Source organism: Modestobacter sp. SYSU DS0657 (assembly GCF_054050925.1).
In genome coordinates, this window is record NZ_JBJHAG010000010.1 from 1 (window position 1) to 22816 (window position 22816).

The 22816-nt window shown below is 74.5% G+C and carries 21 protein-coding genes, 1 other RNA gene and 1 pseudogene; 16 read left to right on the forward strand and 7 right to left on the reverse strand.

Features of this window, described 5'->3' with window-relative positions; all coding sequences use genetic code 11:
* The first annotated feature begins 293 nt into the window (after positions 1 to 293).
* The 9 genes from ACI79A_RS08305 (at position 294) to ACI79A_RS08345 (ending at position 8802) form a co-directional block, all read left to right on the forward strand.
* Entirely contained in the window at positions 294 to 1289 is a 996-nt protein-coding gene (locus tag ACI79A_RS08305) for a GNAT family N-acetyltransferase (protein WP_457081899.1), read from the forward strand.
* 18 nt (positions 1290 to 1307) lie between these two features.
* A complete protein-coding gene (locus ACI79A_RS08310) occupies positions 1308 to 2192 on the forward strand; it encodes a hypothetical protein (protein ID WP_457081901.1) in 885 nt (294 codons plus the stop codon).
* Positions 2193 to 2453: 261 nt separating this feature from the next.
* Positions 2454 to 3623 (forward strand): magnesium/cobalt transporter CorA, encoded by a 1170-nt coding sequence (gene corA / locus ACI79A_RS08315; protein WP_457081903.1) that lies wholly within the window; start codon positions 2454 to 2456, stop codon positions 3621 to 3623.
* A gap of 1 nt (position 3624) precedes the next feature.
* Positions 3625 to 4170, forward strand: a complete 546-nt coding sequence (locus ACI79A_RS08320) for a GNAT family N-acetyltransferase (RefSeq protein WP_457081905.1) — start codon at positions 3625 to 3627, stop codon at positions 4168 to 4170.
* 77 nt (positions 4171 to 4247) lie between these two features.
* Positions 4248 to 4623, forward strand: a transfer-messenger RNA (tmRNA) gene (gene ssrA, locus ACI79A_RS08325).
* 217 nt (positions 4624 to 4840) lie between these two features.
* On the forward strand, positions 4841 to 6469 hold the full coding sequence (locus ACI79A_RS08330) for a sodium-dependent transporter (protein WP_457081907.1): 1629 nt from the start codon (positions 4841 to 4843) through the stop codon (positions 6467 to 6469).
* A complete protein-coding gene (locus ACI79A_RS08335) occupies positions 6466 to 6600 on the forward strand; it encodes a methionine/alanine import family NSS transporter small subunit (protein WP_457081909.1) in 135 nt (44 codons plus the stop codon). The genes ACI79A_RS08330 and ACI79A_RS08335 overlap by 4 nt, the downstream gene beginning before the upstream one ends.
* Before the next feature lie 299 nt (positions 6601 to 6899).
* Positions 6900 to 7739 (forward strand): hypothetical protein, encoded by an 840-nt coding sequence (locus tag ACI79A_RS08340; protein ID WP_457081911.1) that lies wholly within the window; start codon positions 6900 to 6902, stop codon positions 7737 to 7739.
* 61 nt (positions 7740 to 7800) lie between these two features.
* Positions 7801 to 8802, forward strand: a complete 1002-nt coding sequence (locus ACI79A_RS08345) for an aldo/keto reductase family protein (RefSeq protein ID WP_457081913.1) — start codon at positions 7801 to 7803, stop codon at positions 8800 to 8802.
* A gap of 49 nt (positions 8803 to 8851) precedes the next feature.
* On the opposite strand, the gene ACI79A_RS08350 is transcribed toward ACI79A_RS08345, so the two are convergent.
* The 3 genes from ACI79A_RS08350 to ACI79A_RS08360 all read right to left on the reverse strand — a co-directional run bounded on the left by ACI79A_RS08350 (position 8852) and on the right by ACI79A_RS08360 (position 12503).
* Complete coding sequence (locus tag ACI79A_RS08350; RefSeq protein ID WP_457081915.1) at positions 8852 to 9394, reverse strand: superoxide dismutase family protein; 543 nt, start codon at positions 9392 to 9394, stop codon at positions 8852 to 8854.
* 109 nt (positions 9395 to 9503) lie between these two features.
* Positions 9504 to 11033 carry a glucosylglycerate hydrolase gene (gene ggh / locus ACI79A_RS08355; protein WP_457081917.1) on the reverse strand — a complete coding sequence of 510 codons (1530 nt, stop codon included), beginning with the start codon at positions 11031 to 11033 and terminating at the stop codon, positions 9504 to 9506.
* 78 nt (positions 11034 to 11111) lie between these two features.
* Positions 11112 to 12503: an APC family permease gene (locus ACI79A_RS08360; RefSeq protein WP_457081919.1), complete on the reverse strand. Its 1392-nt coding sequence runs from the start codon at positions 12501 to 12503 to the stop codon at positions 11112 to 11114.
* A 186-nt stretch (positions 12504 to 12689) separates the two neighbouring features.
* On the opposite strand from ACI79A_RS08360, the gene ACI79A_RS08365 reads away from it, so the two are divergent.
* The 3 genes from ACI79A_RS08365 (at position 12690) to ACI79A_RS08375 (ending at position 14437) form a co-directional block, all read left to right on the forward strand.
* A complete protein-coding gene (locus tag ACI79A_RS08365) occupies positions 12690 to 13937 on the forward strand; it encodes an EAL domain-containing protein (protein ID WP_457081921.1) in 1248 nt (415 codons plus the stop codon).
* Between the two features lie 40 nt (positions 13938 to 13977).
* Entirely contained in the window at positions 13978 to 14160 is a 183-nt protein-coding gene (locus ACI79A_RS08370; protein WP_457081923.1) for a DUF1059 domain-containing protein, read from the forward strand.
* Positions 14161 to 14260: 100 nt separating this feature from the next.
* Positions 14261 to 14437: a DUF1059 domain-containing protein gene (locus ACI79A_RS08375; protein WP_457081925.1), complete on the forward strand. Its 177-nt coding sequence runs from the start codon at positions 14261 to 14263 to the stop codon at positions 14435 to 14437.
* Positions 14438 to 14448: 11 nt separating this feature from the next.
* On the opposite strand, the gene ACI79A_RS08380 is transcribed toward ACI79A_RS08375, so the two are convergent.
* Complete coding sequence (locus ACI79A_RS08380) at positions 14449 to 15477, reverse strand: potassium channel family protein (protein ID WP_457081927.1); 1029 nt, start codon at positions 15475 to 15477, stop codon at positions 14449 to 14451.
* 60 nt (positions 15478 to 15537) lie between these two features.
* Positions 15538 to 16068 carry a MarR family winged helix-turn-helix transcriptional regulator gene (locus tag ACI79A_RS08385; protein WP_457081929.1) on the reverse strand — a complete coding sequence of 177 codons (531 nt, stop codon included), beginning with the start codon at positions 16066 to 16068 and terminating at the stop codon, positions 15538 to 15540.
* 66 nt (positions 16069 to 16134) lie between these two features.
* Between ACI79A_RS08385 and ACI79A_RS08390 the strand changes: the two genes are divergently transcribed.
* The 3 genes from ACI79A_RS08390 to ACI79A_RS08400 all read left to right on the forward strand — a co-directional run bounded on the left by ACI79A_RS08390 (position 16135) and on the right by ACI79A_RS08400 (position 20448).
* Complete coding sequence (locus tag ACI79A_RS08390) at positions 16135 to 18255, forward strand: MMPL family transporter (protein WP_457081931.1); 2121 nt, start codon at positions 16135 to 16137, stop codon at positions 18253 to 18255.
* Positions 18252 to 19100 carry a patatin-like phospholipase family protein gene (locus ACI79A_RS08395; RefSeq protein ID WP_457081933.1) on the forward strand — a complete coding sequence of 283 codons (849 nt, stop codon included), beginning with the start codon at positions 18252 to 18254 and terminating at the stop codon, positions 19098 to 19100. The genes ACI79A_RS08390 and ACI79A_RS08395 overlap by 4 nt, the downstream gene beginning before the upstream one ends.
* 187 nt (positions 19101 to 19287) lie before the next feature.
* A complete protein-coding gene (locus tag ACI79A_RS08400; RefSeq protein WP_457081935.1) occupies positions 19288 to 20448 on the forward strand; it encodes a glycerophosphodiester phosphodiesterase in 1161 nt (386 codons plus the stop codon).
* A gap of 140 nt (positions 20449 to 20588) precedes the next feature.
* Here ACI79A_RS08400 and ACI79A_RS08405 read toward each other — a convergent pair.
* Positions 20589 to 21167 (reverse strand): annotated as a pseudogene (locus ACI79A_RS08405) (endonuclease domain-containing protein); the annotation flags it as partial.
* A gap of 328 nt (positions 21168 to 21495) precedes the next feature.
* Entirely contained in the window at positions 21496 to 21987 is a 492-nt protein-coding gene (locus ACI79A_RS08410) for a MarR family winged helix-turn-helix transcriptional regulator (protein ID WP_457081937.1), read from the reverse strand.
* Between the two features lie 88 nt (positions 21988 to 22075).
* Here ACI79A_RS08410 and ACI79A_RS08415 point away from each other — a divergent pair, with 88 nt between their 5' ends.
* Complete coding sequence (locus tag ACI79A_RS08415) at positions 22076 to 22633, forward strand: YceI family protein (RefSeq protein ID WP_457081939.1); 558 nt, start codon at positions 22076 to 22078, stop codon at positions 22631 to 22633.
* Positions 22634 to 22816: the final 183 nt, after the last annotated feature.

The window sequence follows — 22816 nt, forward strand, 5'->3', positions numbered from 1 at the left end:
CGCCCCCGGCGGGGCGCGGCCCCCCCCCCCCCCCCCCCCCCCCCCCCCCCCCCCCCCCCCCCCCCCCCCCCCCCCCCCCCCCCCCCCCCCCCCCCCCCCCCCCCCCACGACTGTCGGTGGGGTACGGATGGCCCGGCTCCGCTCGTGGTCTGCCCACTCCTGGTGGGCAGGCCGCGACTGCCGACGGGAGGGCGCAGCCGGTCCGGCGGCGCAGGTGCGGGTGTGCTCGCGGTCCCCGCCCGACCGGTGCCGCAGGCGTGAGCACCCGGGCGCACCCGATAGCGTCGACGCTCGTGCCCGACCTCACCCTCCCCGCCGGACTGACCGCCCGCCCGATCCGGCCCGATGACGTCGGCGCCGTGGCGGCGCTGCTCAGCGCCGCCGAGGAGGTGGACGACACCGGCGTGCACGAGTCGCCGGAGGACCTCGCCGGCGCCTGGTTCAACGAGCTGGTCGACCTGGCGCACGACACCCGGCTGGTGACGACGACGGACGGCGCCGTCGTCGGGTACGCGACCGCGATCGCCCCGCCCACGTTCCGGGACGCCTACGGGGTGCACCTGCAGGGGCGGGTGCACCCGGAGTGGCGGGGGCGCGGCATCGGGCGGGCGCTGCTGGCCTGGCAGCTGGCGCGGGGCGAGCAGCTGCACGCGCAGCGGCACCCGGAGGCGCCGGCCCGGCTGACCGCGACCGTGTACACGACCATGCCCTCGCTGGAGGCGCTGCTCCGCCGGGCCGGGCTGGTGCAGGTGCGCTGGTTCTTCCACATGGAGCGCCCGCTCACCGACCTGCCGCCGCGGCGCCGGCTCGACGGTGTCGACCTGGTGCCCTTCACCTGGGACCGCGACGAGCAGGTGCGGCTGGCGCACAACGCCGCCTTCACCGAGCACTACGGCTCCAGCGAGCGGGACGTGGCGTCCTGGCAGGTGATGTTCACCGGACAGCGGAACTTCCGCCCGGACCTGTCGGTGCTGGCCGTGGAGGACGGCGAGGTGCTCGGCTACGCGCTGGCCTACGTCTCCGAGGCGACCGCCGCGGCCACCGGTGCCCGGGAGAGCTACTTCGGTCAGATCGGGGTCGTCCCGTCGGCCCGGGGCCGGGGGATCTCCAAGGCGGTGATCATCGAGGCGCTGCACGCCGCGGCGGCCCGGGACTGCCGGACCGCCGGGCTGGAGGTCGACAGCGAGAACGTGACCGGGGCGCTCGGGCTCTACGAGAGCCTGGGCTTCACCACCGCCCGCACGCAGGTCTCCTGGTCGCGGGTGCTCGAGCCGGTCGCCGGGGCCTGACCGGCGTACCGTCGGGGGGTGATGCGGACCACCCTGCGCGCCGTCGCGGCCACCGGCCTGACGGTCGGCGCTGCCCTGGTGGCGCCCACCGCGGCGGCCGCCGCCGAGCGCCCGGGCCGCGACGACCCCGTCGGCTACGACGTCTCGTACCCGCAGTGCAGGTCAGAGCTCCCCGACGACGCCGCGTTCGCCGTCGTGGGGGTGAACGGCGGGATCGCCACCACGCCGAACCGGTGCCTGCCCGAGCAGTGGGCCTGGGCGACCGAGGCCAGCGGGGAGGTGCCCGGGCAGCCGCCGGTGCAGTTCTACGTGAACACCGCCAACCCCGGCCAGGTGCGCGACCAGGTGACCACCTGGCCGGAGCTGGGCAGCAACCGCTACGGGGTCTGCGACGGCGGGAACAGCGCGGCCTGCTCCTACGAGTACGGCGTCGCCCGGGCCGCGGGGGACGTGCGGATCGTGCTGCGGGCCGCGCGCGAGGCCGCCGCGGAGCTGGACGACGACGTCCCGGCCGACATCGCCGCGGTGCGCGACGTGACCGACCTGGCCGGGTACCGCTGGTGGCTCGACGTCGAGACGATGAACACCTGGCAGGCCGGCGGCGCCGACGCGAGGCGGAACAACCGGGCGACGCTGGAGGGCATGACCGACCACCTCACCGCGCTGGGCGGCGAGGTGGGCGTGTACTCGACCGGCTACCAGTGGCGGCAGATCGTCGGCTCGGTGCCCGCCGGGAGCAGCCTGACCGGGCTGGACAGCTGGCTGGCCGGGGCCGACGACCGCGCCGACGCCGCCCGGATGTGCCGGTCGGCCCCGCTGGTCGACGGCGGGGACGTGACGCTCGTCCAGTACGTCGTCGGCCGGCTGGACCACAACCGGCCCTGCACCCCCGCCGGGGACTGAGCCGGCGTCGTCGGGTGTTCATCACCCGGACGGGCGCTCGGGGGTGCGGCGCCCGCCCCGGGCGTGTCACGATGGACGACGGCCCGCTGATCCACGCCGGCCCTGTGGGACCTCCGGGAGGTGACTGGTCGTGCGCACCGAACCCCCCAGTTGCAGTCCCGAGGTCCCCACCTGCTGAACCGCCCGGTCACCGTCCGACCCGGCGGCCGCGCGGTGGGGACCTCCTCGGCGTCCTGATCCAGCAGCTTCCGGGAGTCCCTCGTGACCGACCGTCGCCGTGCCACCACCCGCAGCGCGCCCCGCGCTGCGCTGTCCACCCTGACCCGCCGCGCCCGCCCGCTGCTCGTCGTCCCGCCGCAGGACCCGCCCCCGGGCCCGGCCGCGAACGGGGCCACGCCGTCCAGCCCGTCGCGGATCGTCGACAACGCCGTCTACTCGGGCGGACGGCGGATCGCCACCCCCGACACCGCGGAGGAGAGCCACGAGTGGCTCACCGAGGGCTTCGACGACCGGATGGTCTGGCTCGGGCTCTACCGCCCGCAGCCGGCCGAGCTGGGTGAGCTCGCCGAGCAGTACGGCCTGCCCGACCTCGCCGTCGAGGACGCGATCCAGGCCCACCAGCGGCCCAAGTTCGAACGCTACGGCGACACGCTGTTCGTCGTCCTCAAAGCCGCCCGGTACGTCGACGCCACCGAGGAGGTGGAGTTCGGCGAGCTGCACCTGTTCCTCGGCAAGGACTTCGTGGTGACGGTCCGGCACAGCGAGTCCCCGGACCTGACCCGGGTGCGGCGGCGGCTGGAGAGCACCCCGGAGCTGCTGGCCCGGGGGACCGAGGCGGTGCTCTACGCGATCCTGGACGCCGTCGTCGACGGGTACGCGCCGGTGGTCACCGGGCTGGAGAACGACATCGACGAGATCGAGGCCGAGGTGTTCCGCGGTGACCCGCAGGTGTCCCGGCGCATCTACGAGCTGTCCCAGGAGGTCGTGGACTTCCAGCGGGCGTGCCAGCCGCTGACCGGGATCCTCGCCGCGATCACGGCGGGGTTCGAGAAGTACGGCGTCGACGAGGAGCTGCGCAGCTACCTGCGCGACGTCGCCGACCACGTCACCCAGGTCAACGAGCGGATCGAGGGCTTCCGGCTGCAGCTGCGCGACATCCTCACCGTGAACGCCACCCTGGTGGCGCAGCGGCAGAACGACGAGATCCGCGAGCTGACCGTGACCAGCATCGCCCAGGGCGAGGAGGTCAAGAAGATCTCCGCCTGGGCGGCGATCCTGTTCGCGCCCAGTCTGGTGGGCGGCGTCTACGGGATGAACTTCGACAACATGCCCGAGCTCGAGTGGTACTACGGCTACCCGTTCGCGCTGGTGCTGATGTTCATGGTCAGCCTCACGCTGTACCTGGTCTTCAAGCGCCGCGACTGGATCTGAGGTGGCCGATCGGCTGGTGGCCGCTCCGCCGGAGCGGCTGGCGACCGACGGCGTCGTCCTGCGGGCGATGACGGTGGCGGACTGGCCGCTGGAGCAGGCGCTGTCCCGCGACCCCGAGGTCATCCGGTGGACCACCCACCCGCCGCAGCTGGACGAGGCGACCGCGCGGCAGCGGATGGCGGACGTGGTCGACCGGGCCCGCCGGCGGCTCGGCCAGCGCTATGCGGTGTGCCCCGTCGAGGACGGGGCCGAGCGCGCGGCGGTCGGGATGGCCGCCCTCACCGTGAAGCGCTCGCCCGAGCCGTCGGTCGGGTACGCGCTGCTGCCGGCCGGTCGCGGGCGCGGGCTGGCCGTCGCATCGGTCCGGCTGATGACCGATTGGCTGCTGTCGGTGGGACACCCGTGCGTCCAGCTGGGGATGCTGCCGGAGAACGAGGCCAGCGCCGCCGTCGCCGCCCGGGCCGGCTACCGCGACCGGGGGATCGAGTCCGTGCCGCGGCCGGACGGGTCGGTGGGCCGGGTGCGCTGGTGGGAGCGCCGGGCCTGACCTCCCGGGGACGGCTCCCGGGACGGCGGGAACACAGCCGGCCCGGCAGCCGTTACCCTGATTGCACAACTACACAGGGGGGCGATTGGTCTCGACTGCGGTCGTTTGACCAGGGGAAGCGAGCCGAGGAAGGCAACGATGATCTCGTTAACCATCCGTTGCAAAAAACACAAGCGCCGATTCCAATCAGCGCGACTTCGCTCTCGCTGCCTGACGGCAGCTAGGCGAGTCTGTCAGCCCGGGTTCGTCATCGGCCCGGATCCTGGCATCAGCTAGATGACTCACCGCACGCACCGGTCGCGGGTGCGTGTGGGACAACAAACAGCGACTGGGCCCGTCATCCTGACTCGTTCGTGAGATCAGGAGGGCCGAGCAGAGGCAGAGCGAACTGCGCTCGGAGAAGCCCTGGTGATGCGTCGCAGGACGCGGGTTCGATTCCCGCCGCCTCCACCCCCCCAGTTCCACCACGGAGGGCCCGGTCGTCAGACCGGGCCCTCCGTGCGTCCGTGCCCCTCCTGCCCGCGATGTCGCGCCCGCGGCCCCGCCCGTGGGCGCCGAGGACCTCCGGCAGCCGAGGGGCCCGGGTCCTGGCATCCTCTTCCCATCGGCGGGACGCCGACCGGTGCGCTCCGTGCAGACCGGCTCGGCGGACGAGGACACGGGAGGTCGGATGAGCACGGCGGGGCGGGCCACGGAGCAGGCCGAGGTGGAGCGCCGGCGCGGCGGGTTCAGCTCCCGGCGGGTCTTCATCCTGGCCGCGATCGGCTCGGCGGTCGGGCTGGGCAACATCTGGCGGTTCCCCTACGTCGCCTACGAGAACGGCGGCGGCGCCTTCCTGCTGCCCTACCTGGTGGCCCTGCTGACCGCCGGCATCCCCTTCCTGCTGCTCGACTACGCGATCGGCCACCGCCACCGCGGCTCCGCGCCGCTGTCCTTCGCCCGGCTGCGCCGCGGCACCGAGGGGCTCGGCTGGTGGCAGGTGGGCATCTGCTTCCTCATCGCGATCTACTACGCCGCGGTGCTGGCCTGGGCGCTGCGCTACACCTTCTTCTCGCTCGACCAGGCCTGGGGCGCCGACCCGGAGGGCTTCTTCTTCGGGGAGTTCCTCCAGGCCGGTGACGTCGCGGTCACCGCCGACGTGGTGCCCGGCGTGCTGGTGCCCCTCGCGCTGGTCTGGCTGGCCGTCCTGGTGATCATGGCGCTCGGCGTCCAGCGGGGCATCGGGGCCGTCGCGCTGGTCTTCATCCCGGTGCTGGTGCTCGCGTTCGTCGCCCTCGTCGTGCAGGCGCTGCTGCTGCCGGGTGCCGGTGCCGGCCTGGACGCGCTGTTCACCCCTGACTGGTCCGCGCTCACCTCGGCCTCGGTCTGGGCCGCGGCGTTCGGGCAGATCTTCTTCTCGCTGTCGGTCGGCTTCGGCATCATGATCACCTACGCGTCGTACGTCCGTCGCCGCGAGGACATGGTCGGCTCCGGCCTGGTCGTGGGCTTCTCGAACTCCGGCTTCGAGCTGCTCGCCGGCATCGGCGTCTTCGCCGCCCTCGGTTTCATGGCGCAGGCCAACGGGGCCGCGGTCGACGAGGTCGCCGAGGGTGGGATCGGCCTGGCCTTCGTCGCCTTCCCGACGATCATCAGCGAGGCCCCGGCCGGCGCGCTCCTCGGTGTCCTGTTCTTCGGGGCCCTGGTCATCGCCGGCATCACCTCGCTCATCAGCGTGATCGAGGTGGTGATCTCCGCGGTCCGCGACAAGTTCGACACCAGCCGCCTGACCGCGACCCTCGCGGTGGGCGTTCCCGCCGCGGTGCTGAGCCTGGTGCTGTTCAGCACGACGAGCGGGGTCTACGTGCTCGACATCGTGGACCACTTCGTGAACCAGTACGGCATCCTCGTCGTCGCCCTGGTCAGCATGCTGGTCGTCGCCTGGGTGGTCCGGGCGCTGCCCGTCCTCGGCGACCACCTCAACGTCCACGGCCGTCCCCGGGTCGGCACCGGCTGGCGGGTGCTGACGAGCGTCGTCGCCCCGGTCGGCCTGGCCATCGTGCTCGTCTTCGCCCTGCGGGACGACCTCTCCGACCCCTATGGGGACTACCCGACCTGGATGCTGCTGGTCCTCGGCTGGCTGCTGGTCGTGGCGCTGCCGCTGGTCGGCTTCCTGCTCGCCCGGGGGAAGTGGCGCCCGGGCACCCACCTGGACGGGCCACCGCCCGGCTCCGACCCGGCGGCGCCGCTGGACACGACGACCCCCGGCACGACGGACCCGGCCCGTCCGGCGACCGGCGACCACGAGGGAGGGGCCCGATGAGCACGGACGCGATCGTGATGATGGTGGTGGCGATGGTGGTCATCTGGGGTGGCCTCGCCCTGGCCGTCGTGAGCCTGCTGCGCCACGGCGCCGTCGAGGACCGCTCGGAGAACCTGCGTCGGGATTCCTGACCCGGGACTCCTGACGCGGGCAGACGGCGGACGCGGCCCGCGGTCGTCCGTCCGCCACGCACCGTCACCGGCTCCCGGGAGGAGTCCGCCCCACGACCAGCGCGGTCCCCGGGGAGCGCGCGGGCGTCGTAGCTGGTTAAGCTGCCGGTCCCTCGATCAACGACTGGTGTTCGCCCGCTGTTCACCCGTGGATCCCCGTGCGGTGCCGGCGTCCGTCAGCACCGGGAGTGACGATGTTGACCAGCCTCAGCAGCCCAGCGCACAGGTCCGCAACGGCCCGGCGACCCGGGCACGCCACGGTGGACGCGATCGACCGGGACGCCGCCGACGACGGGTTGCCCCGTTCCCTCGCGCGCGCCGTCGCCTGGACCCCCGTGGCCGGGGTCGCCGTCGCCGTGCTCCTCCTCGCGGTCGCCCGCCCGCTCTACTACACGGTGCTCCGCGAGGACAACGTCGTGGAGTGGCTGCAGTTCGCCGTCTGCCTGCTCGCCGCGGTCCTCGCCGCCGCGGCGGCCGTCCGCCTGGCCGGCCGGCGGGAGCTGCTGCCGGCCGCGCTGCTGGTCGCCGTGGCACTGGGCGCCTTCGTGCTGGCCGGGGAGGAGATCTCCTGGGGGCAGCGGGTGTTCGCCTTCGACACCCCGGCGGAGCTGGCCGCGGTCAACCAGCAGGCGGAGGTGAACGTCCACAACGTGCGGGTCGCCGGGGAGTTCAGCCTCCAGGCCGCCTTCAAGGCCGTGTCCTGGCTCATGGGCGTCGGAGGGCTGGCGCTGGCCCTGCTGGTGCGCGGGCCCCGACCGGTGCTGCACGGGCGGTTCTGGGCCCGGGTGACCCCGCCGCTGTGCGCCGTCCCCGGCTTCCTCGGCATGGCGCTGTACTGGCCGGTCGCGCTGGTGCTCCCCGCGCTGCCGCCGCTGACCCGGTTCCAGGAGTGGGTCGAGTTCGGGTTGCACCTGTCGATCGCCGTCACCGTGCTGTGCGTCCACCTGCGCGCGGCCGGCGGTGCGCCGGCGGCGACGACCGCGCGGCGGGCCTGGACGCTGCCGGTGGTGACGCCCGCCGTCGTCGTCGTCGTCGTGACGATCCTCTTCGCGGTGCTGACCGCCCACCACGGCATCGTGCCGATCAACGCGCGGACGTGAGCGCGACGCACGCACGATTCCGGTGCGTGCGAGCGTTCCCCGCCCGGGTAGGACGTGCGGCATGGAGTTCCGACACCTGGGCCGCAGCGGCCTGAAGATCAGCGAGATCACCTACGGCAACTGGATCACCCACGGCGGTCAGGTGGAGGCCGACGCCGCCCACGCGTGCGTGCGCGCCGCTCTGGACGCCGGCATCACCACCTTCGACACCGCCGACGTCTACGCGGGGGGCCGGGCCGAGGAGGTGCTGGGCGCCGCGCTCGCCGGTGAGCGGCGCAGCGGCATCGAGATCTTCAGCAAGGTCTACTGGCCGACGGGGGAGGGCGCCAACGACCGCGGCCTCTCGCGCAAGCACGTGCTGGAGTCGATCGACGGCTCGCTGCGCCGGCTGGGCACCGACTACCTCGACCTGTACCAGGCTCACCGCTACGACCACGAGACCCCGCTCGAGGAGACGATGCAGGCGTTCGCCGACGTCGTCCGCAGCGGCAAGGCGCTGTACATCGGCGTCTCCGAGTGGCGGGCCGACCAGATCCGCGCGGCCAAGGCCCTCGCCGACGAGCTGCGCATCCCGCTGGTGTCCAACCAGCCGCAGTACTCGGCGCTGTACCGCGTGCCCGAGGCCGAGGTGATGCCCGCCTGCCGCGAGCTGGGGATCAGCCAGGTCGTCTTCTCGCCGATCGGGCAGGGCATCCTCACCGGCAAGTACCGGCCGGGTCAGCCGCCGCCGGCCGGGTCGCGGGCCACCGACGAGAAGGGTGGCGGCGCCAGCTTCATCTCGCGGTGGATGAACGACGACGTCCTCACCCGGGTGCAGGAGCTCAAGCCGATCGCCGAGGACCTGGGGCTGTCGATGGCCGCCCTCGCGGTGGCCTGGGTGCTGTCGGAGGAGAACGTGGCCGCGGCGATCATCGGCGCCAGCCGCCCCGAGCAGGTCACCGACAACGTCAAGGCAGCCGGCGTCCGGCTCGAGGCCGACGTCAAGGCCCGCATCGACGAGGTGCTGGCACCGGTGGCCGTCACCGACCCGGCGCTCACCCAGAGCCCGAACCCCCGGCCCTGACCCCCGGTCCCCGCCCCGGGCCCGATCGGGCTCCGGGGCGGGGAACCGCTCAGCCGCCGACGGCGGCGCAGGCCAGGCCCTCGGTGCCCTCCCCGTCCGCCCCCACGGCGTGCACGAGCAGCGCCGTCCCGTCCTCGTCGAGCAGGGTGCCCAGGTCGACCTCGGGCACCACCGAGCTGACCTGGCCGACGCCGTCCTCGCCGACGACGAGCTGGGGCAGCTCGATGCCCGGGATCGCCGCGCCGACGCCGGTCCAGTCCCCGATGCCGGTCGGGTCGCCGGAGGTGGCCGGCGCGTCGCAGGCGGCGGTCTCGTGCAGCGACAGCGGGTGCTCGCCGGCGGGCAGGCCGGTGGCCTCGACCAGCACCTCCATGCCCGTCTCCGCGTCGGTGAACGTCACCTGGCCGGCGCTGCTCCCCTCCGGGTCGACCAGGTCGGCGCTCTCCTCGACCGGGACCGTCGGGGTGGTCTCCAGCTCGGTGGCGTCCTCCGGGGAGAAGTCGCCGCCCACCCCGGTCTGGCTGCTGTCGTCACCGCAGGCGGCGAGCAGCAGGACGGCGGTGGCGACCGGGACGAGGTAGCTGCGCGGCACGGGGGGCTCCACAGGGGTGCGGTGGTCGGACGCTGTCCGGGTGCCCCGAACCGCGCACCGAGGCACCCGCCGTCCGGCGTTCGTCACCGGATCGTCACCGGCGCCCGGCTCAGTGCGGTCGCTGCTGCGGCTGCGGCAACGTCGCCGGGCCGTGGCCGTGGCCGTGCGCCGGCCGGTGACCGGCCGTCCGGCCGTGCTGGGCCGCCTGGTGCGCGGCGCGCTGCGCCGGGGTGATCCGGGGCAGCTCGCTGGTCAGCCACCGCACCGGACGCCGCTGCGCCGGCCGGCGCGCGGCCAGGAAGTCCAGCGCGATCGCCGCCGTCCACGACTGGTCCCGGCTGCCCAGCGTCTCGCCGGTGACCGGCTCGTAGTACTCCGCGAAGTCGCAGTCGATGAGCTGGGACAGCCCGGCCAGCCGCAGCTGGTTGGCCGCCTCCTGCTCTCCGGAGCGGTTCAGCGCCCAGGCCATCAGCCAGTTCAGCACCGGCCACTGCGGACCCCGCCAGTAGGTGCGTTCGCGGAAGTCGGCCGACGCGGGGGACACGGAGGGCACCACCGGCCAGCGCAGGCGCGAGTGCCCGCACCACCGCGGCCCCAGCAGCAGGTCGCGCTGTCGGCGGGTGACCCCCTCGTCGCCGCCGCAGAGCAGCGGGGCGAACCCGGCGGCGCTCTCGACCTGCAGCCAGTGGCCGGTGCGCAGGTCGAGGTCGCGGGCCAGCCCGGTGTCCGGGTCCACCGACCGCAGCACCCCGGTGCGGAACCGCCGGGCGATCGCCCGGGACTGCTCGACGCCCCCGGCGGAGCCGCCGCCGATCCCCAGCTCCTCGCCCATGTCGGCGAGCAGGTCGCTGGCGGCGGCCAGCAGCGCCGACACCAGCACGTCGCCGACGACGAAGTCCCCGGTCGCCCGGTAGGCGGTGTCGTCGTAGCGGGTGCGGACCTTCTGCTCCAGCAGCCAGAGGTAGCGGGCGTACTCGGCGTCCGAGGGGCGCTGCGAGGGGTCGGCGACGTGGGCGAGGTCGGCGCGCACGAACGGCGGCATGTCCGGCTGCGGGTGGACGTTGGCGTAGGGCACGTCCCAGCGCGGCGAGTCGTCCATCCCCGACTCCCAGCCGTGGTGGATCTCCACCAGCCCGTAGCTGTAGGGGTCGCGGGCGGTGGCCAGGTACTGGTGCCAGGCCAGCCACTGGTCGAAGGTCTCCCGGACGAAGTCCTCGGCCAGCTGCTGGTCGGTGCCACCGCGGCGCCGGGCGTCGTGCAGGATCCGGGACAGCGCGATGACGTGGATCGGCGGCTGGCAGATGCCCGAGGTGAGCACGGTGGCCGGGCGGGCGGCGGCCACCTGGGTGCGCCAGCGCTCGGGACCGGGGAAGTAGTCGCTGGGCTGGTGGAACAGGATGTGCGGGATCATGCCGGTCGCCCACTGGCCCGACAGCAGGCTGCGCAGCTCGTCCAGCGCCCGGGGCACCGACACGGTGGCGATGCCCAGCGCCACGAACCCGGCGTCCCAGCTCCACATGTGCGGGTAGAGGGTGGGGGAGGCGACGGTGAACCGCCCACGGTCGTTCGCCCGGAGCACGTAGCCGGCCCGCCCCGCCATCAGGCCGACCTCCACCGCACTGGGCTGCGACACGGTCATCTGCGGTCCCACTCCTCTCGCCGGTCGGTGCGATCCTCCCCCGCCGGGGCAAGGGCCGCGCCGCTGTTCACGCAGAAGTCACGAACGAGTCGTTGACCGCTCCGCCCGGGGCACCTCGCCCCGGTTCCCCCACCAGGGTGCCTGGGCCAGCGCGTACACGAGCACCCCGGCCACCAGGAGCACCCCGGCCAGCAGCCAGGTGCGCCCCTCCTGCTGCCAGAGCAGCAGCACGCACGAGGCGATCGCCAGCGCCGGGAGCACCGCCGGCGCGCGGTAGTGCGGCTCGTCGACCCGGTCCCGGCGCAGCACCAGCACCGCAGTGTTGGTGCTGAGGAACACCAGCAGGAGCAGCAGGACGACGGTGTTGGCCAGCGCGCCCAGGTCGCCCACGAGCGTCAGCCCCATCGCCACCGCGGTGGTGACCACGATCGCCACCCACGGCGTGCGGCGGCCGGGCAGCACCCGGCCCAGCGCCGCCGGCAGCAGCCGCTGCTGGGACAGGCCGTAGACCATCCGGCTGGCCATGATCATCGTCAGCAGGGCGCCGTTGGCGACGGCGACCAGCGCGATCGCGCTGAACAGCTCGTCCGGAACGCCGAAGCCGGTGGCGCGCACGACGTCCAACAGCGGGCCGGAGGACCCGGCCAGCTCGTCGGCCGGCAGCACCAGCGAGGCGACCAGGCCGACCAGCACGTACACGACGCCGGCGGTCACCAGCGCGCCGAACAGCGCCCGCGGGTACACCCGGCGCACGTCGCGCACCTCCTCGGCCACGTTGGCCGAGGTCTCGAACCCGACGAAGGAGTAGTAGGCCAGGATCGCCGCGGCCAGCACCGCGGTGCCGGCGGAGACGCCCTCCGGGAACTCGACGACCCGGGCCGCGTCGCCGTCGCCGCGACCGAACACGATCGCGCCGAGGACGACGACCAGCAGCAGGCCGGACACCTCGATGACCGTCATCACCACGTTGGCGCGGACCGACTCCTTGATGCCCCTGGCGTTGACCAGCGCGACCAGCAGCAGGAAGGCGATCGCGGCAGGGGTGGCCGGCACGTCGAGGAAGACCGCCAGGTAGTCGCCGGCGAAGGCCAGGGACAGACCGGCGGCGCTGGTCACACCGGCGGCGAGCATGCACCAGCCGACGAGGAAGGAGACCACCGGCGAGCGGTAGGCGCGCTCGGCGAAGACCGCCGACCCGCCGGCGCGGGGGTACTTGGTGACCAGCTCCGCGTAGGAGGCGGCGGTGAGCAGGGCCAGCAGCAAGGCCACCAGCAGGGGCACCCAGAGCGCGCCGCCGACCTCGCCGGAGATCTCCCCGACCAGCGCGTAGATCCCCGCCCCCAGGACGTCGCCGAGGATGAACAGGTACAGCAGTTTTCCGCTGACCGCTCGGCGCAGGGCCCCGCCTCCGCCCACGTCCTGGGGGTTCTCCGCGGCCGTGTCGTCGCCGGCAGTGGTCTCCTGGCTCATCCCCAGGACTCTGGGTGGCGGCCCGGTCACCGGCAACCGGAGCGTTCCGCCGCCCGGCCCCGGTGTGCCCCGCCCGGGTGACCCGGCTCCGCCACCGCTCCCGGTGCCGGCGCGGGCTCGGGCAGGCTGGCTGCACCGGCGGAAGGTCCACGGACGGGCCCGCGCCGCGACCAGGGAGGGTGGCCGGTGACGGCAGCGACCAGCAGCGTCCCCGACGTGCGCACGGGCGCGGCTCCGGAGGGGGGCTGGGCCGCCGCGCTGGCGGCGGTGCTCGCCGACCCCGCCCAGCCGGCGCTCGTGTTCCAGCCGATCGTGGACCTGCGCCGAGGCGTCGTCGCCGGCTACGAGGCGCTGTCCCGCTTCCCCGCCGCCCCCGGGATCGGCCCGGACCGGTGGTTCGCCATGGCCGACGAGCTGGGGCTCGGCGCCCGCCTGGAGGGCCGGGTCGTCGCCGCCGCCCTGCGCGCCCGCGCGGACCTGCCGGAGGGCTGCTTCCTGTCGGTGAACGTGAGCCCCCACCTGCTCACCGAGCCGGAGGTCGCCGACGTGCTGCTGGCCGCTCCCGACCTCGGCCGGCTGGTGCTGGAGCTCACCGAGCACGTGCCCGTCGGCGACCACCAGCGCCTCACCGCGCTGCTGTCCCGGCTGCGCGCGGCCGGAGCGGCGATCGCGCTCGACGACGCCGGCTCGGGCTACTCCGGGCTGCAGCAGCTCGCGCTGCTGAGCCCCCAGTTCGTCAAGCTGGACCGCGCGCTGGTCGACCACGCCGACCGCGACGAGGCCAAGCTCGCGCTGGCCGAGCTGCTGGGCACCTACGCCGGGCGGCTGGACGCGTGGCTGCTGGTGGAGGGGATCGAACGGCCCGAGGAGCTGGCCGCGTTCGTGCGGCTGGGGGTGCCGCTGGCCCAGGGCTACCTGCTGGCCCGGCCCGCCCCCGGCTGGTCGCAGCTGGACCCGGGGGCCGCCGAGCTGCTGCGGACGATGGCCGGGCGGGTGCACCAGGCCGACACGATCGGCTCGCTGGTCGAGACGGTGCCCTCGGTGGCCGTCGGCGACCTGGCCGGCGACCCCGCGGGGGAGCTGGCGGTGGACCTCGCCGAGGCCCGGGCACGGTTCGCCGCCGACGCCGGCCTGGACGTGCTGGTGACCGTCGACTCGCTGGGCTGCCCCACGCACCTGGTCCGGCCGGCGGCGCGGGACGGCGACGCCCCGGGCGAGCTGCAGGTCGTGCCGGTCAGCCTGCGCGTGCGGCCGGAGGCCCAGCTGGTCGAGGTCGCGACCCGGGCGATGACCCGGGTCGCCCCGCGGCGGTTCGACCCGGTGGTGTGCGTCGCCGACGGGGGCCGGCTGCTCGGCCTGGTCCGCCCCGAACGGATGACGCTGCGGCTGGCCGAGCTCAAGGGCGGGGTCCTGGCTGCCGACGCGGCACGGTGAGTCGTCCCCCCGCGCAGCGGCAGAACCCCGGAGGTCCCCGGTGAAGCAGTTCGACTGCTCCGACGTGGTGCCCGGTTGCGGAGGCAGCTTCCGCGCTGCCACCGCCGACGAGATCGTCGCCCTCGGCCGGGTCCACGCCGCCGTGCACCACGGCGTCGTGGGGGAGGCTTACACCCCGGAGATCGAGGCCGCCGTCCGCGGCCTCATCCGCGACATCGGCTGAGCCTGGGGCTCCCCGAGCACAGGGCGGCGCGTCGACGGTCGACGTCCGCCGCGACACCCGGTGCCGCACGGCTGCGGCCCAGAGATCACGGAGGAACCCGGTGAAGGAGTTCGACTGCGCCGACGTCGTCCCCGGCTGCGGAGCCAGCTTCCGCGCCCCGACGGCGGAGGAGCTGCTGCTGCACGGGCGCGTGCACGCCGAGCACGGCCATGGCAAGGGGGCCGCGGACATGCCCGGGGTCGACGTCGTCGTGGGGCGCGCGATCCGCGACGTCTGAGGCCGGCCGGCTCAGCTGCCCTCGGGGCCCCGGTGCGCCTTGACGACGACGAGGACGTCCTCGCTCTGCAGGGTGCCGATGAGCGGGTCGTCGAAGCGCAGCGTGCGCCCGCCCCGGGTCACCGACAGCACCACGTCGCGCAGCTGGCGAGGGCTCAGCCCCACCTCGGAGTGGGTGACCGTGCGCTGCTGCAGGTCCAGCCCGCGGCCGGCGGTGAGCAGGTCCTCGACCGCCGCCACCACCCGGGGCTGGTCGGTGGACAGGCCCAGCAGCCGGCCCGAGGTCGCCGCGGTGGTGATCACCGTGTCGGCGCCGGACTGGCGCAGCAGGCTGGCGTTCTCCTCCTCGCGGACGCTCGCGGTGATCGGCACCGTGGGGTTCAGCTGCCGCACCGTGAGCGTGATCAGCACCGAGGCGTCGTCCCGGTGCGCGGCCACGATGACCGCCCGGGCCTTCTCCACCGCTGACCGGCGCAGCACCTCGGTGCGCCCGGCGTCGCCGAGAATCCCGGTCAGGCCGGCCTCCGTCGCCTCCTCGATCATCCGCGGGTCGGTGTCGACCACCACGATGCGCTCGGCGTCGGTCCCGGTGGTCAGGAGCGCGCGGATGGCGCTGCGGCCCTTGGTGCCGTAACCGCAGACGACGACGTGCTGGCGCACGCGGGACCTCCAGCGTCGAAGTCGGAACTCCTCCCGGGAGCGCGCGGTGAGCGCCTCCAGGGTGGTCCCGATGAGCACGATCAGGAACATGATGCGCAGGGGCGTGATCAGCAGGATGTTGACCAGGCGTGCGCCTGGCGTGACCGGGGTGATGTCGCCGTACCCGGTGGTGGAGAGGCTCACGGTGGCGTAGTACGTGGCATCCAGGAAGCTGATCTCGCCGCCCTGGCTGTCCTGGTAGCTGTCCCGGTGCAGGTAGACGATCAGCACGGTGAGCATGAGCACGACGGCGGCGATGAGCACCCGCCGCCACACCTGCCGGGCCGGGGATGCCTCGACGTGCGCGAGCTGGACGCCGGTGTGGTCGCCGTGGTTCAGCACGGAGCCGGCCCCTTCCTGGTCACCGGGGGGACGATAGCGACCGGGATCCCTCCACCGCGGTCACCCCGGGTCGGCGGTGTCGGGTTGCGACGCGGCCGGGCCGACGCCGGGGCCCTGGGCGACGTGGTCGAGCACCCGCTGGAGCAGCCCGTGCAGGGTGGCCGCCTCTGCCTCGGTCAGGCCCAGCGCCTCCGGTCGTCCCAGCTCCGCGAGCAGCGGGCCGGCGGCGGCCAGCGCCGCGTGCCCGGCGTCGGTGAGCCGCACGTCGATGCGCTGCCCCCGGCGCACCTCCTCCTGCCGCTCGATCCAGCCGGCGTCGGCCAGGCTGCGCAGCAAGGCGCTCATGCTCTGCGGGGTCAGCTGGAGCCGGCGCGCCAGCTCGGCGGAGGTGAGCACGCGGTCCCGGGCCAGGTGCACCAGGACGAAGAAGGTGTGCGTCCGCAGCCCGACCCGGGCCAGCTGCGCCGCGAACAGGCCGCTGACCGCGGCGCCCGCGCGGGCCAGCGCGTAGGCGGGGATGCCGCCGGGGTCCTGGGCGACCCAGCCGGGGACCCGTGGACGCGGACCGCCTCCGTCCGATGGGTGCTCCATGGAGGGAGACCGTAGGTTGTGCCCCTGACCATCAGTTGACTGATGGTCATCCGGGAGGGGGGACGCGTGGGCCGACTGACCGACTGGGTGCTGCGGCACAGACGCCTGGTGGTGCTGGGCTGGCTGGCGGTGGCCGTCGTCGGCGGGGTGCTCGCCCCGCGCACCATCGACCGGCTGGGCTTCGACTTCTCCACCCCGGGCCAGCCGGCCTACGAGACGAACGTCGACATCCAGCAGCGGTTCGGCAACGGCGGCGGCGCCGATCCACTGCTGGTCGTCGTCACCGCACCCGAGGGGGCCCGGGTCACCGACGCCCCCGACGAGCTGGCCGAGCTCTACGGCCGCCTGGAGCAGCCCGGCTGGCGGGTGGCCACCCCGCTGGACGGCGGCCCCGGCGCCGACGGGCTGATCGGCGAGGACGGCCGGACGGCGGTGGCGCTGGTCTGGCCTCCGGTGGTCGACGGGCCGGCGCCCTACGCCGCCGCCCTCCCGCAGCTGGAGGGCAGCCTGCAGGGGGTGACCGTGGCCGGCGCCGAGCCGGTGGTCACCGGCCGTGACGTGCTGGCCGAGGGCGGCGGGGACCAGCGACCGATCGTCGTGGAGATCGCGCTGGGCGCGGGCGGTGCCATGGTCGTGCTCGCCCTGGTTTTCGGGTCGCTGCTGGCCCTGGTGCCGCTGCTGATGGCCGCGGTCGCGATCACCACGACGTTCCTGCTAGTGCTCGGGCTGACCGCGCTCACCGACGTCAGCTTCATCGTGCAGTACCTGGTCGGCCTGATCGGGCTGGGCGTGGCCATCGACTACTCGCTGCTGGTCGTCTTCCGCTGGCGGGAGGAGCGGGCGGCCGGCGCGGACGACGACGAGGCGATCCGCACCGCGATGCGCACCGCCGGCCGCGCCGTGGTGTTCAGCGGCGTCACCGTCGCCATCTCGCTGCTGGCCCTGGTGGTGCTGCCGCTGCCGTTCCTGCGCGCGGTCGGTTTCGGCGGGCTGTTCATCCCGCTGGTCAGCGTGCTGGTCGCGCTGACCCTGCTGCCGGCCGTGCTGGCCTCCGTCGGCCGCCGGCTGGAGTGGCCGCGTCGCCGGCCGCCGGCGGCGGAGAGCCGGCTCTGGCACCGCATCGGCAGCGCCGTGGTGCGCCACCGCTGGGTCTCGGCGGTGCTCGCGACCGCCCTGCTGGTGGTGCTGGCCCTCCCCGTCCTGGGCATCCGGCTGGGCTCGCCCGAGGTCGGCGCGACCGCGGGCGGGTCGAGCCCGGCCGCCACCGCGTTCGGCCAGGTCACCGACGCCGGGATGTCGGCGGGGCTGGCGCGCCCGGTCGAGGTGCTCACCGACGACCGGGACGCGGCCGTCGCCGCCCTGGCCGACGTCCCGGGGGTGGCCGAGGTGCTGGCGCCCCCGGGTGACCCCTGGGTGCAGGGCGGGTCCCGGGGGCAGGGCGGAGGGCAGGGCGGGGCCGGGCTGGTCGACGTGGTGCTGGCCGCCGACCCGTCGTCCGCGGCCGGCCGGGACGCGCTCACCGCGGTGCGCGCGGCCGCCGACGACCTGCCGGGCGCCCGGGTCGGCGGGACCGCGGCCGGCGACGCCGACTCGGTCGACGCCGTGTACGGCAACGCCTGGTGGGTGCTGCTGCTCGTCGTGGGGGTGACCCTCGCGCTGCTCGCGCCCGCGCTGCGCTCGGTCTGGCTGCCGGTCAAGGCGCTGCTGCTCAACGCCGTCTCGATCGCCGCCGCCTACGGGATGACCGTCTGGATCTGGCAGGAGGGCCACCTCACCGAGCTGCTGTTCGGCGCCAGCGCCACCGGCACGCTCACCTTCTGGGTGCCGGTCGCGGCGTTCTCGTTCCTGTTCGGCCTGTCGATGGACTACGAGGTGTTCATCCTGTCCCGCATCCGGGAGGGCCACGAGGCGGGCCTGGGCACCGACGAGGCGACCGTGCGCGGGGTGGCCCACACCGGGCGGCTGGTGACCTCGGCGGCGCTGATCCTCTTCCTCGCCTTCATCGCGCTGTCGACCGTGCCGGTGGTCGACGTGCAGATCTTCGCCACCACCCTGGCGCTGGGCATCCTGCTCGACGCGACCGTGGTGCGCGGCGTGCTCACCCCGGCGCTGGTCGCCGCGTTCGGCGAGGTGAACTGGTGGTGGCCGCTGCGGGGGAGGCGGCGGCGGGCCAGGATGGCCGGGTGAGCGAGCAGCGCAGGGCCCTGGTCCTCGGTGGCGGCGGGATCACCGGGATCGCCTGGGCGACGGGGGTGCTCACCGGGCTCGCCGACGCCGGCATCGACCTGTCCCGCGCCGACCTGGTGGTCGGCACCTCCGCCGGGTCGGTGGTCGGCACCCAGGTGCGCAGCGGCGTCCCGCTCACCGAGCTGTTCGAGCGGGAGGTCGCCCCGCCGCGGCCGGGGCAGACGGCCCGGCTGGGCCGGCGCACGCTGGCCCGCTACGGGCTGGCGATGCTCCTGGCCCGGCGGGACGACGCCGCGTTCCGCCGCCGGGTGGGGGCGCTGGCCGTGGCCGCGGCCGACGGTGGGGCCACCCCCTCGGAGGCGGACTGGCGGGGCATGATCGCCGCCCGGCTGCCCGGGACGGAGTGGCCGGACCGGCCGCTTCTGCTCACCGCGGTCGACGCGGAGAGCGGGGAGTTCCGCACCTTCACCCGCGGGTCGGGCGTGGAGCTGCTCGCGGCGGTGGCGGCCAGCTGCGCGGTCCCCGGGGTGTACCCGCCGGTGACCATCGACGGGCGGCGCTACGTCGACGGCGGGATGCGGTCGGCGGCCAACGCCGACCTGGCCACCGGCTGCGACCGGGTGGTCGTGGTGGCCCCGATCCCGCGGGGGAGGGGGCCGATCGCGGGGGTGGACGCGCAGGTGACCGGGATGATCAGCCGGGTCGCCGTCGTCGCGCCGGACGAGGGCAGCCGGGCGGCGATCGGGAAGAACGTGCTCGACCAGGCCGCCCGACCGGCGTCCGCCCGGGCCGGCCGTGCCCAGGCCGCCGCGGTCGCCGCGGAGGTCGCCGAGGCCTGGGGCTGACGCCACTCCGGTCCGGACGCCGGCCCGGTGGGGCACCCCGCGGCGCGACCCGCCGGGGGACGCGCCGTCCGCGGCCGCCGGTTCACCCGTTGTTCGTGGAGCCCTGCCTGTGCGGGGGCTGAGGTCGCACTGTGCTGGGTGGACGGGCCGCCGGCGAGGGTCGCCGTCCGAGCCCGGAGGGGTTCCGATGAGCCGTACGTCCCGGCTGTCCGCCGCTGCGCTGACCGCCGTGCTCGCCGTCCTGCTGTCCCTGGTGGTCGCCCCGGCCTCCTGGGCCACCCCACCGCGCGGCGTTCACCCCGGTGCCGACGCCGCCGAGGACCTGCTGGTCATCGGCCACCGGGGTGCCTCCGGCTACCGGCCGGAGCACACGCTCGCCTCCTACGAGCTGGCCGCCCGGACGGGGGCGGACTACATCGAGTGCGACGTGGTGAGCACCGCCGACGCCGTGCTGGTCTGCCGGCACGAGAACGAGATCTCCGGCACCACCGACGTGGCCGACCACCCGGAGTTCGCCGACCGGCGGACCACGAAGACGGTGGACGGCGTCGAGCTGACCGGCTGGTTCACCGAGGACTTCACGCTGGCCGAGCTGAGGACGCTGCGGGCGGTCGAGCGGCTGCCGGAGCTGCGGGAGGAGAACACCCTCTACGACGGGCTGTTCGCCGTACCGACCCTGGACGAGTTCCTCGAGCTGCGGGCCGACCTCAGCCGCGAGCTGCGCCGGGAGATCGGCGTCTACATCGAGACCAAGCACCCGACCTACTTCGACGGGGTGGGCCTCTCGCTGGAGGAGCCGCTGCTGGCCGACCTGCGGGAGGCCCGTCTGAACCGCCGGCACGCCCCGGTGTTCCTGCAGTCGTTCGAGACGGCCAACCTCCGGGAGCTGCACGCGGCCCGGGTGCGGGTGCCGCTGGTCCAGCTGCTGTCGGCCAGCGGTGCCCCGGCGGACCTGGTGGCCGCCGGTGACCCGCGGACCTACGCCGACCTCTCCACCGCAGCCGGACTGGCCGCCATCGCCCGGTACGCCGACGGGGTGGGCCCGGAAAAGGCCCAGGTCATCCCGCTGCGCGCCGACGGCACGCTGGGCGAGCCGACGTCCTTCGTGGCGGACGCCCACGCGGTCGACCTGCTGGTGCACCCCTACACGTTCCGCAACGAGAACGCGTTCCTGCCCGCCGATCTCGACGAGGGCACCGACCCGGCGGCCTACGGCCGGGCGATCGAGGAGCAGCTGCGCTTCTGGGAGGCCGGTGTGGACGGGCTGTTCACCGACAACCCGGACACCGGCGTGCTCACCCGCGACCTGTTCCTCGGCGCTGACCCGGCCGCGGCTCCCGCCGCCTGACGCACCCTGCGCTCGGCGAGTGGCAGCTCAGTGGGCGTCCCCGGCCTGGGAAGCCCACTGAGCTGCCACTCGGTGAGTGCGGCGGCGGTCCTTGCCAGCAGCTCGGCGGGGGAGTGGAGGTCGGCGGCGGTCACGAAGAGCACCCGCCAGCCGGCGGCCTGGAGTGCCTCGATGCGCCGCCGGTCCGCGGCGATGCGGGTGGTGTGCCACGCGCCCTCGTACTCCAGGGCGACGCGGTGCTCGGGCCAGGCGAAGTCGAGGCGCGCCAGGAACGCCCCGTCGCGCCGGACCACGTACTGGGCCACCGGGGGCGGCAGCGGGGACCGCTGGAGCAGCAGGCGCAGCCGGGTCTCCTGGGGTGAGGCGGCCAGCCCGTCGGCGAGGGCGCACGCCGTCCGGGCCCGGCGGCAGCCGCGGCCGGTCAGCTCGGCGGCCGTGAGCTGCAGCGTGGTCAGCGTGGTGGTCCGCGCCGCCACGAACCGGTCCAGCAGGACGACGCCGTCGTCCAGGGGGAGTCGTCCGGCGAGCTCCAGCGCCGTCGTCTCGGGGGCGGTCGCGCGGACTCCCTCGACGGGGCGCACCTGCTCTCGGCAGAGCACGCGCCGGTGCACCGTCACCCCCGGGGCGGCGCCGCGGGGTGCCCCCGGTGCGACGGTCACCTCCACGTCGTCCTCGGCGCCGGCGAGGTCGGTCAGCCCCCAGAGCACCGCGGCGCTCATCCCGGAGACGACGCCGTGGGGGAGGAGCAGGCGGCCCACCGCCCGCGCGCGCACCAGGTGGGTGATCTCGAGGGCGGCGTCGGCGTAGACGTCCGGGAAGAGTCGCACCCAGGCGCCGCTGCGCAGGTCGTCCCGGCTCAGCAGGCCGTCGCGGACGGCGGTCCTGCCGCGGAAGACGCGGCCACGGAGCCGTTCGGGACGGCGGGTCGGGCGGGGCACCGCTGCACCCTGCCGCACCGGGACAGGTCAGGCGGGCGTCGTCCACAGCCGTTGAGTGACAGCTCAGCGGGCTTCCCGCGTCGGGAAGACCCGCTGAGCTGTCACTCGGTCACTGGTCGTGCAGGTGCCGCAGCAGCGTCTCGCCGATGTCGCGCATCGCGGTGATCTGCTCGGGGGAGAGCTGGTCGAACAGGTGCGCCCGCACGCCCTCGACGTGCACCGGCGCGGCGGCCTCCAGGGCGGCGAAGCCCTCGTCGGTGAGGACGGCGAGCTGGCCGCGACCGTCCTCGGCGCAGACCTGCCGGCGGACCCAGCCGCGCTCCTCCAGCCGGGAGACCGCGTGCGAGAGCCGGCTGCGGGAGGACAGGCAGCGCTCGGCGAGCTCGCTCATCCGGAGCTGCCGGCCCTCGGTCTCCGACAGCTGGACCAGGATCTCGTAGTAGGCGTGCGAGATGCCGGTCTCCCGGGTGAGCTCGCGGTCCAGCAGGTCGTCCAGCAGCATCCAGCTGTACATGTAGGCCCGCCAGGCTCGTTGCTCGTCGGCGTCGAGCCAGCGGGTCCCGGCTGCCGCCGGGCGCTCGGGGGACACGTCGGTACTCACCCGCTCAGGGTACTGGCGGAATACTCAAGCTCTCAACTACGCTGACGCGCCACAGACCCAGTCAAGCGTTCAACCAGTTGGAGTCATCATGACCAGCACCACCCAGATCCCCGGTTACGTCGTCGGCACGTGGGACATCGACGCGTCCCACTCGACCGTCGGCTTCTCCGTCCGCCACATGATGGTCAGCAAGGTGCGTGGCTACTTCCGCGAGTTCTCCGGCGTGATCGTCACCGCCGAGGACCCGTCGCAGTCGTCGGTCACGGCCACCATCGACATGGACTCGATCGACACCCGGCAGGAGCAGCGCGACGCCCACATCAAGTCGGCCGACTTCTTCGACGTCGGCAACCACACCGTGATGGAGTTCCGCTCCACCGGCGTGCGCAACAAGGGTGAGGACTGGGTCGTCGAGGGCGACCTCACCATCAAGGGCATCACCAAGCCGGTCACCCTGGCCCTAGAGCTCAACGGCTTCGGCCCCGACGCCTACGGCGGCACCCGCGCCGGCTTCTCCGGCAAGACCTCCATCTCCCGCAAGGAGTTCGGCGTCGACATCGACATGCCGATGGACGGCGGCGGCGTCGTCGTCGGCGACAAGATCGACGTCGAGCTGGAGATCGAGGGCGTGCTCCGCACCGCCTGACGAAGGTCGAAGGGCCTTCCTCCTCCCCACCACTCGCGAGCTCGCGGCGGGCCCCTGGAGGAAGGCCTTTCCCCCGCCACTCGCAAGCTCGGCGCGGGACTCTGCAGAGGGGCCGGCCGCCGGGCGCGTGGCGCTCGACGGTCACGTCACGTTCGAAGGTCCCGGGCGGTGCCCGGGACCTTC

Coding starts and splice junctions, on each gene's coding strand:
- ACI79A_RS08415 (WP_457081939.1), top strand. CDS start 22,076: ATGACCAGCACCACCCAGATCCCCGGTTACGTCGTCGGCACGTGGGAC.
- ACI79A_RS08330 (WP_457081907.1), top strand. CDS start 4,841: ATGAGCACGGCGGGGCGGGCCACGGAGCAGGCCGAGGTGGAGCGCCGG.
- ACI79A_RS08360 (WP_457081919.1), bottom strand. CDS start 12,503: ATGAGCCAGGAGACCACTGCCGGCGACGACACGGCCGCGGAGAACCCC.
- ggh (WP_457081917.1), bottom strand. CDS start 11,033: ATGACCGTGTCGCAGCCCAGTGCGGTGGAGGTCGGCCTGATGGCGGGG.
- ACI79A_RS08385 (WP_457081929.1), bottom strand. CDS start 16,068: ATGGAGCACCCATCGGACGGAGGCGGTCCGCGTCCACGGGTCCCCGGC.
- ACI79A_RS08345 (WP_457081913.1), top strand. CDS start 7,801: ATGGAGTTCCGACACCTGGGCCGCAGCGGCCTGAAGATCAGCGAGATC.
- ACI79A_RS08335 (WP_457081909.1), top strand. CDS start 6,466: ATGAGCACGGACGCGATCGTGATGATGGTGGTGGCGATGGTGGTCATC.
- ACI79A_RS08400 (WP_457081935.1), top strand. CDS start 19,288: ATGAGCCGTACGTCCCGGCTGTCCGCCGCTGCGCTGACCGCCGTGCTC.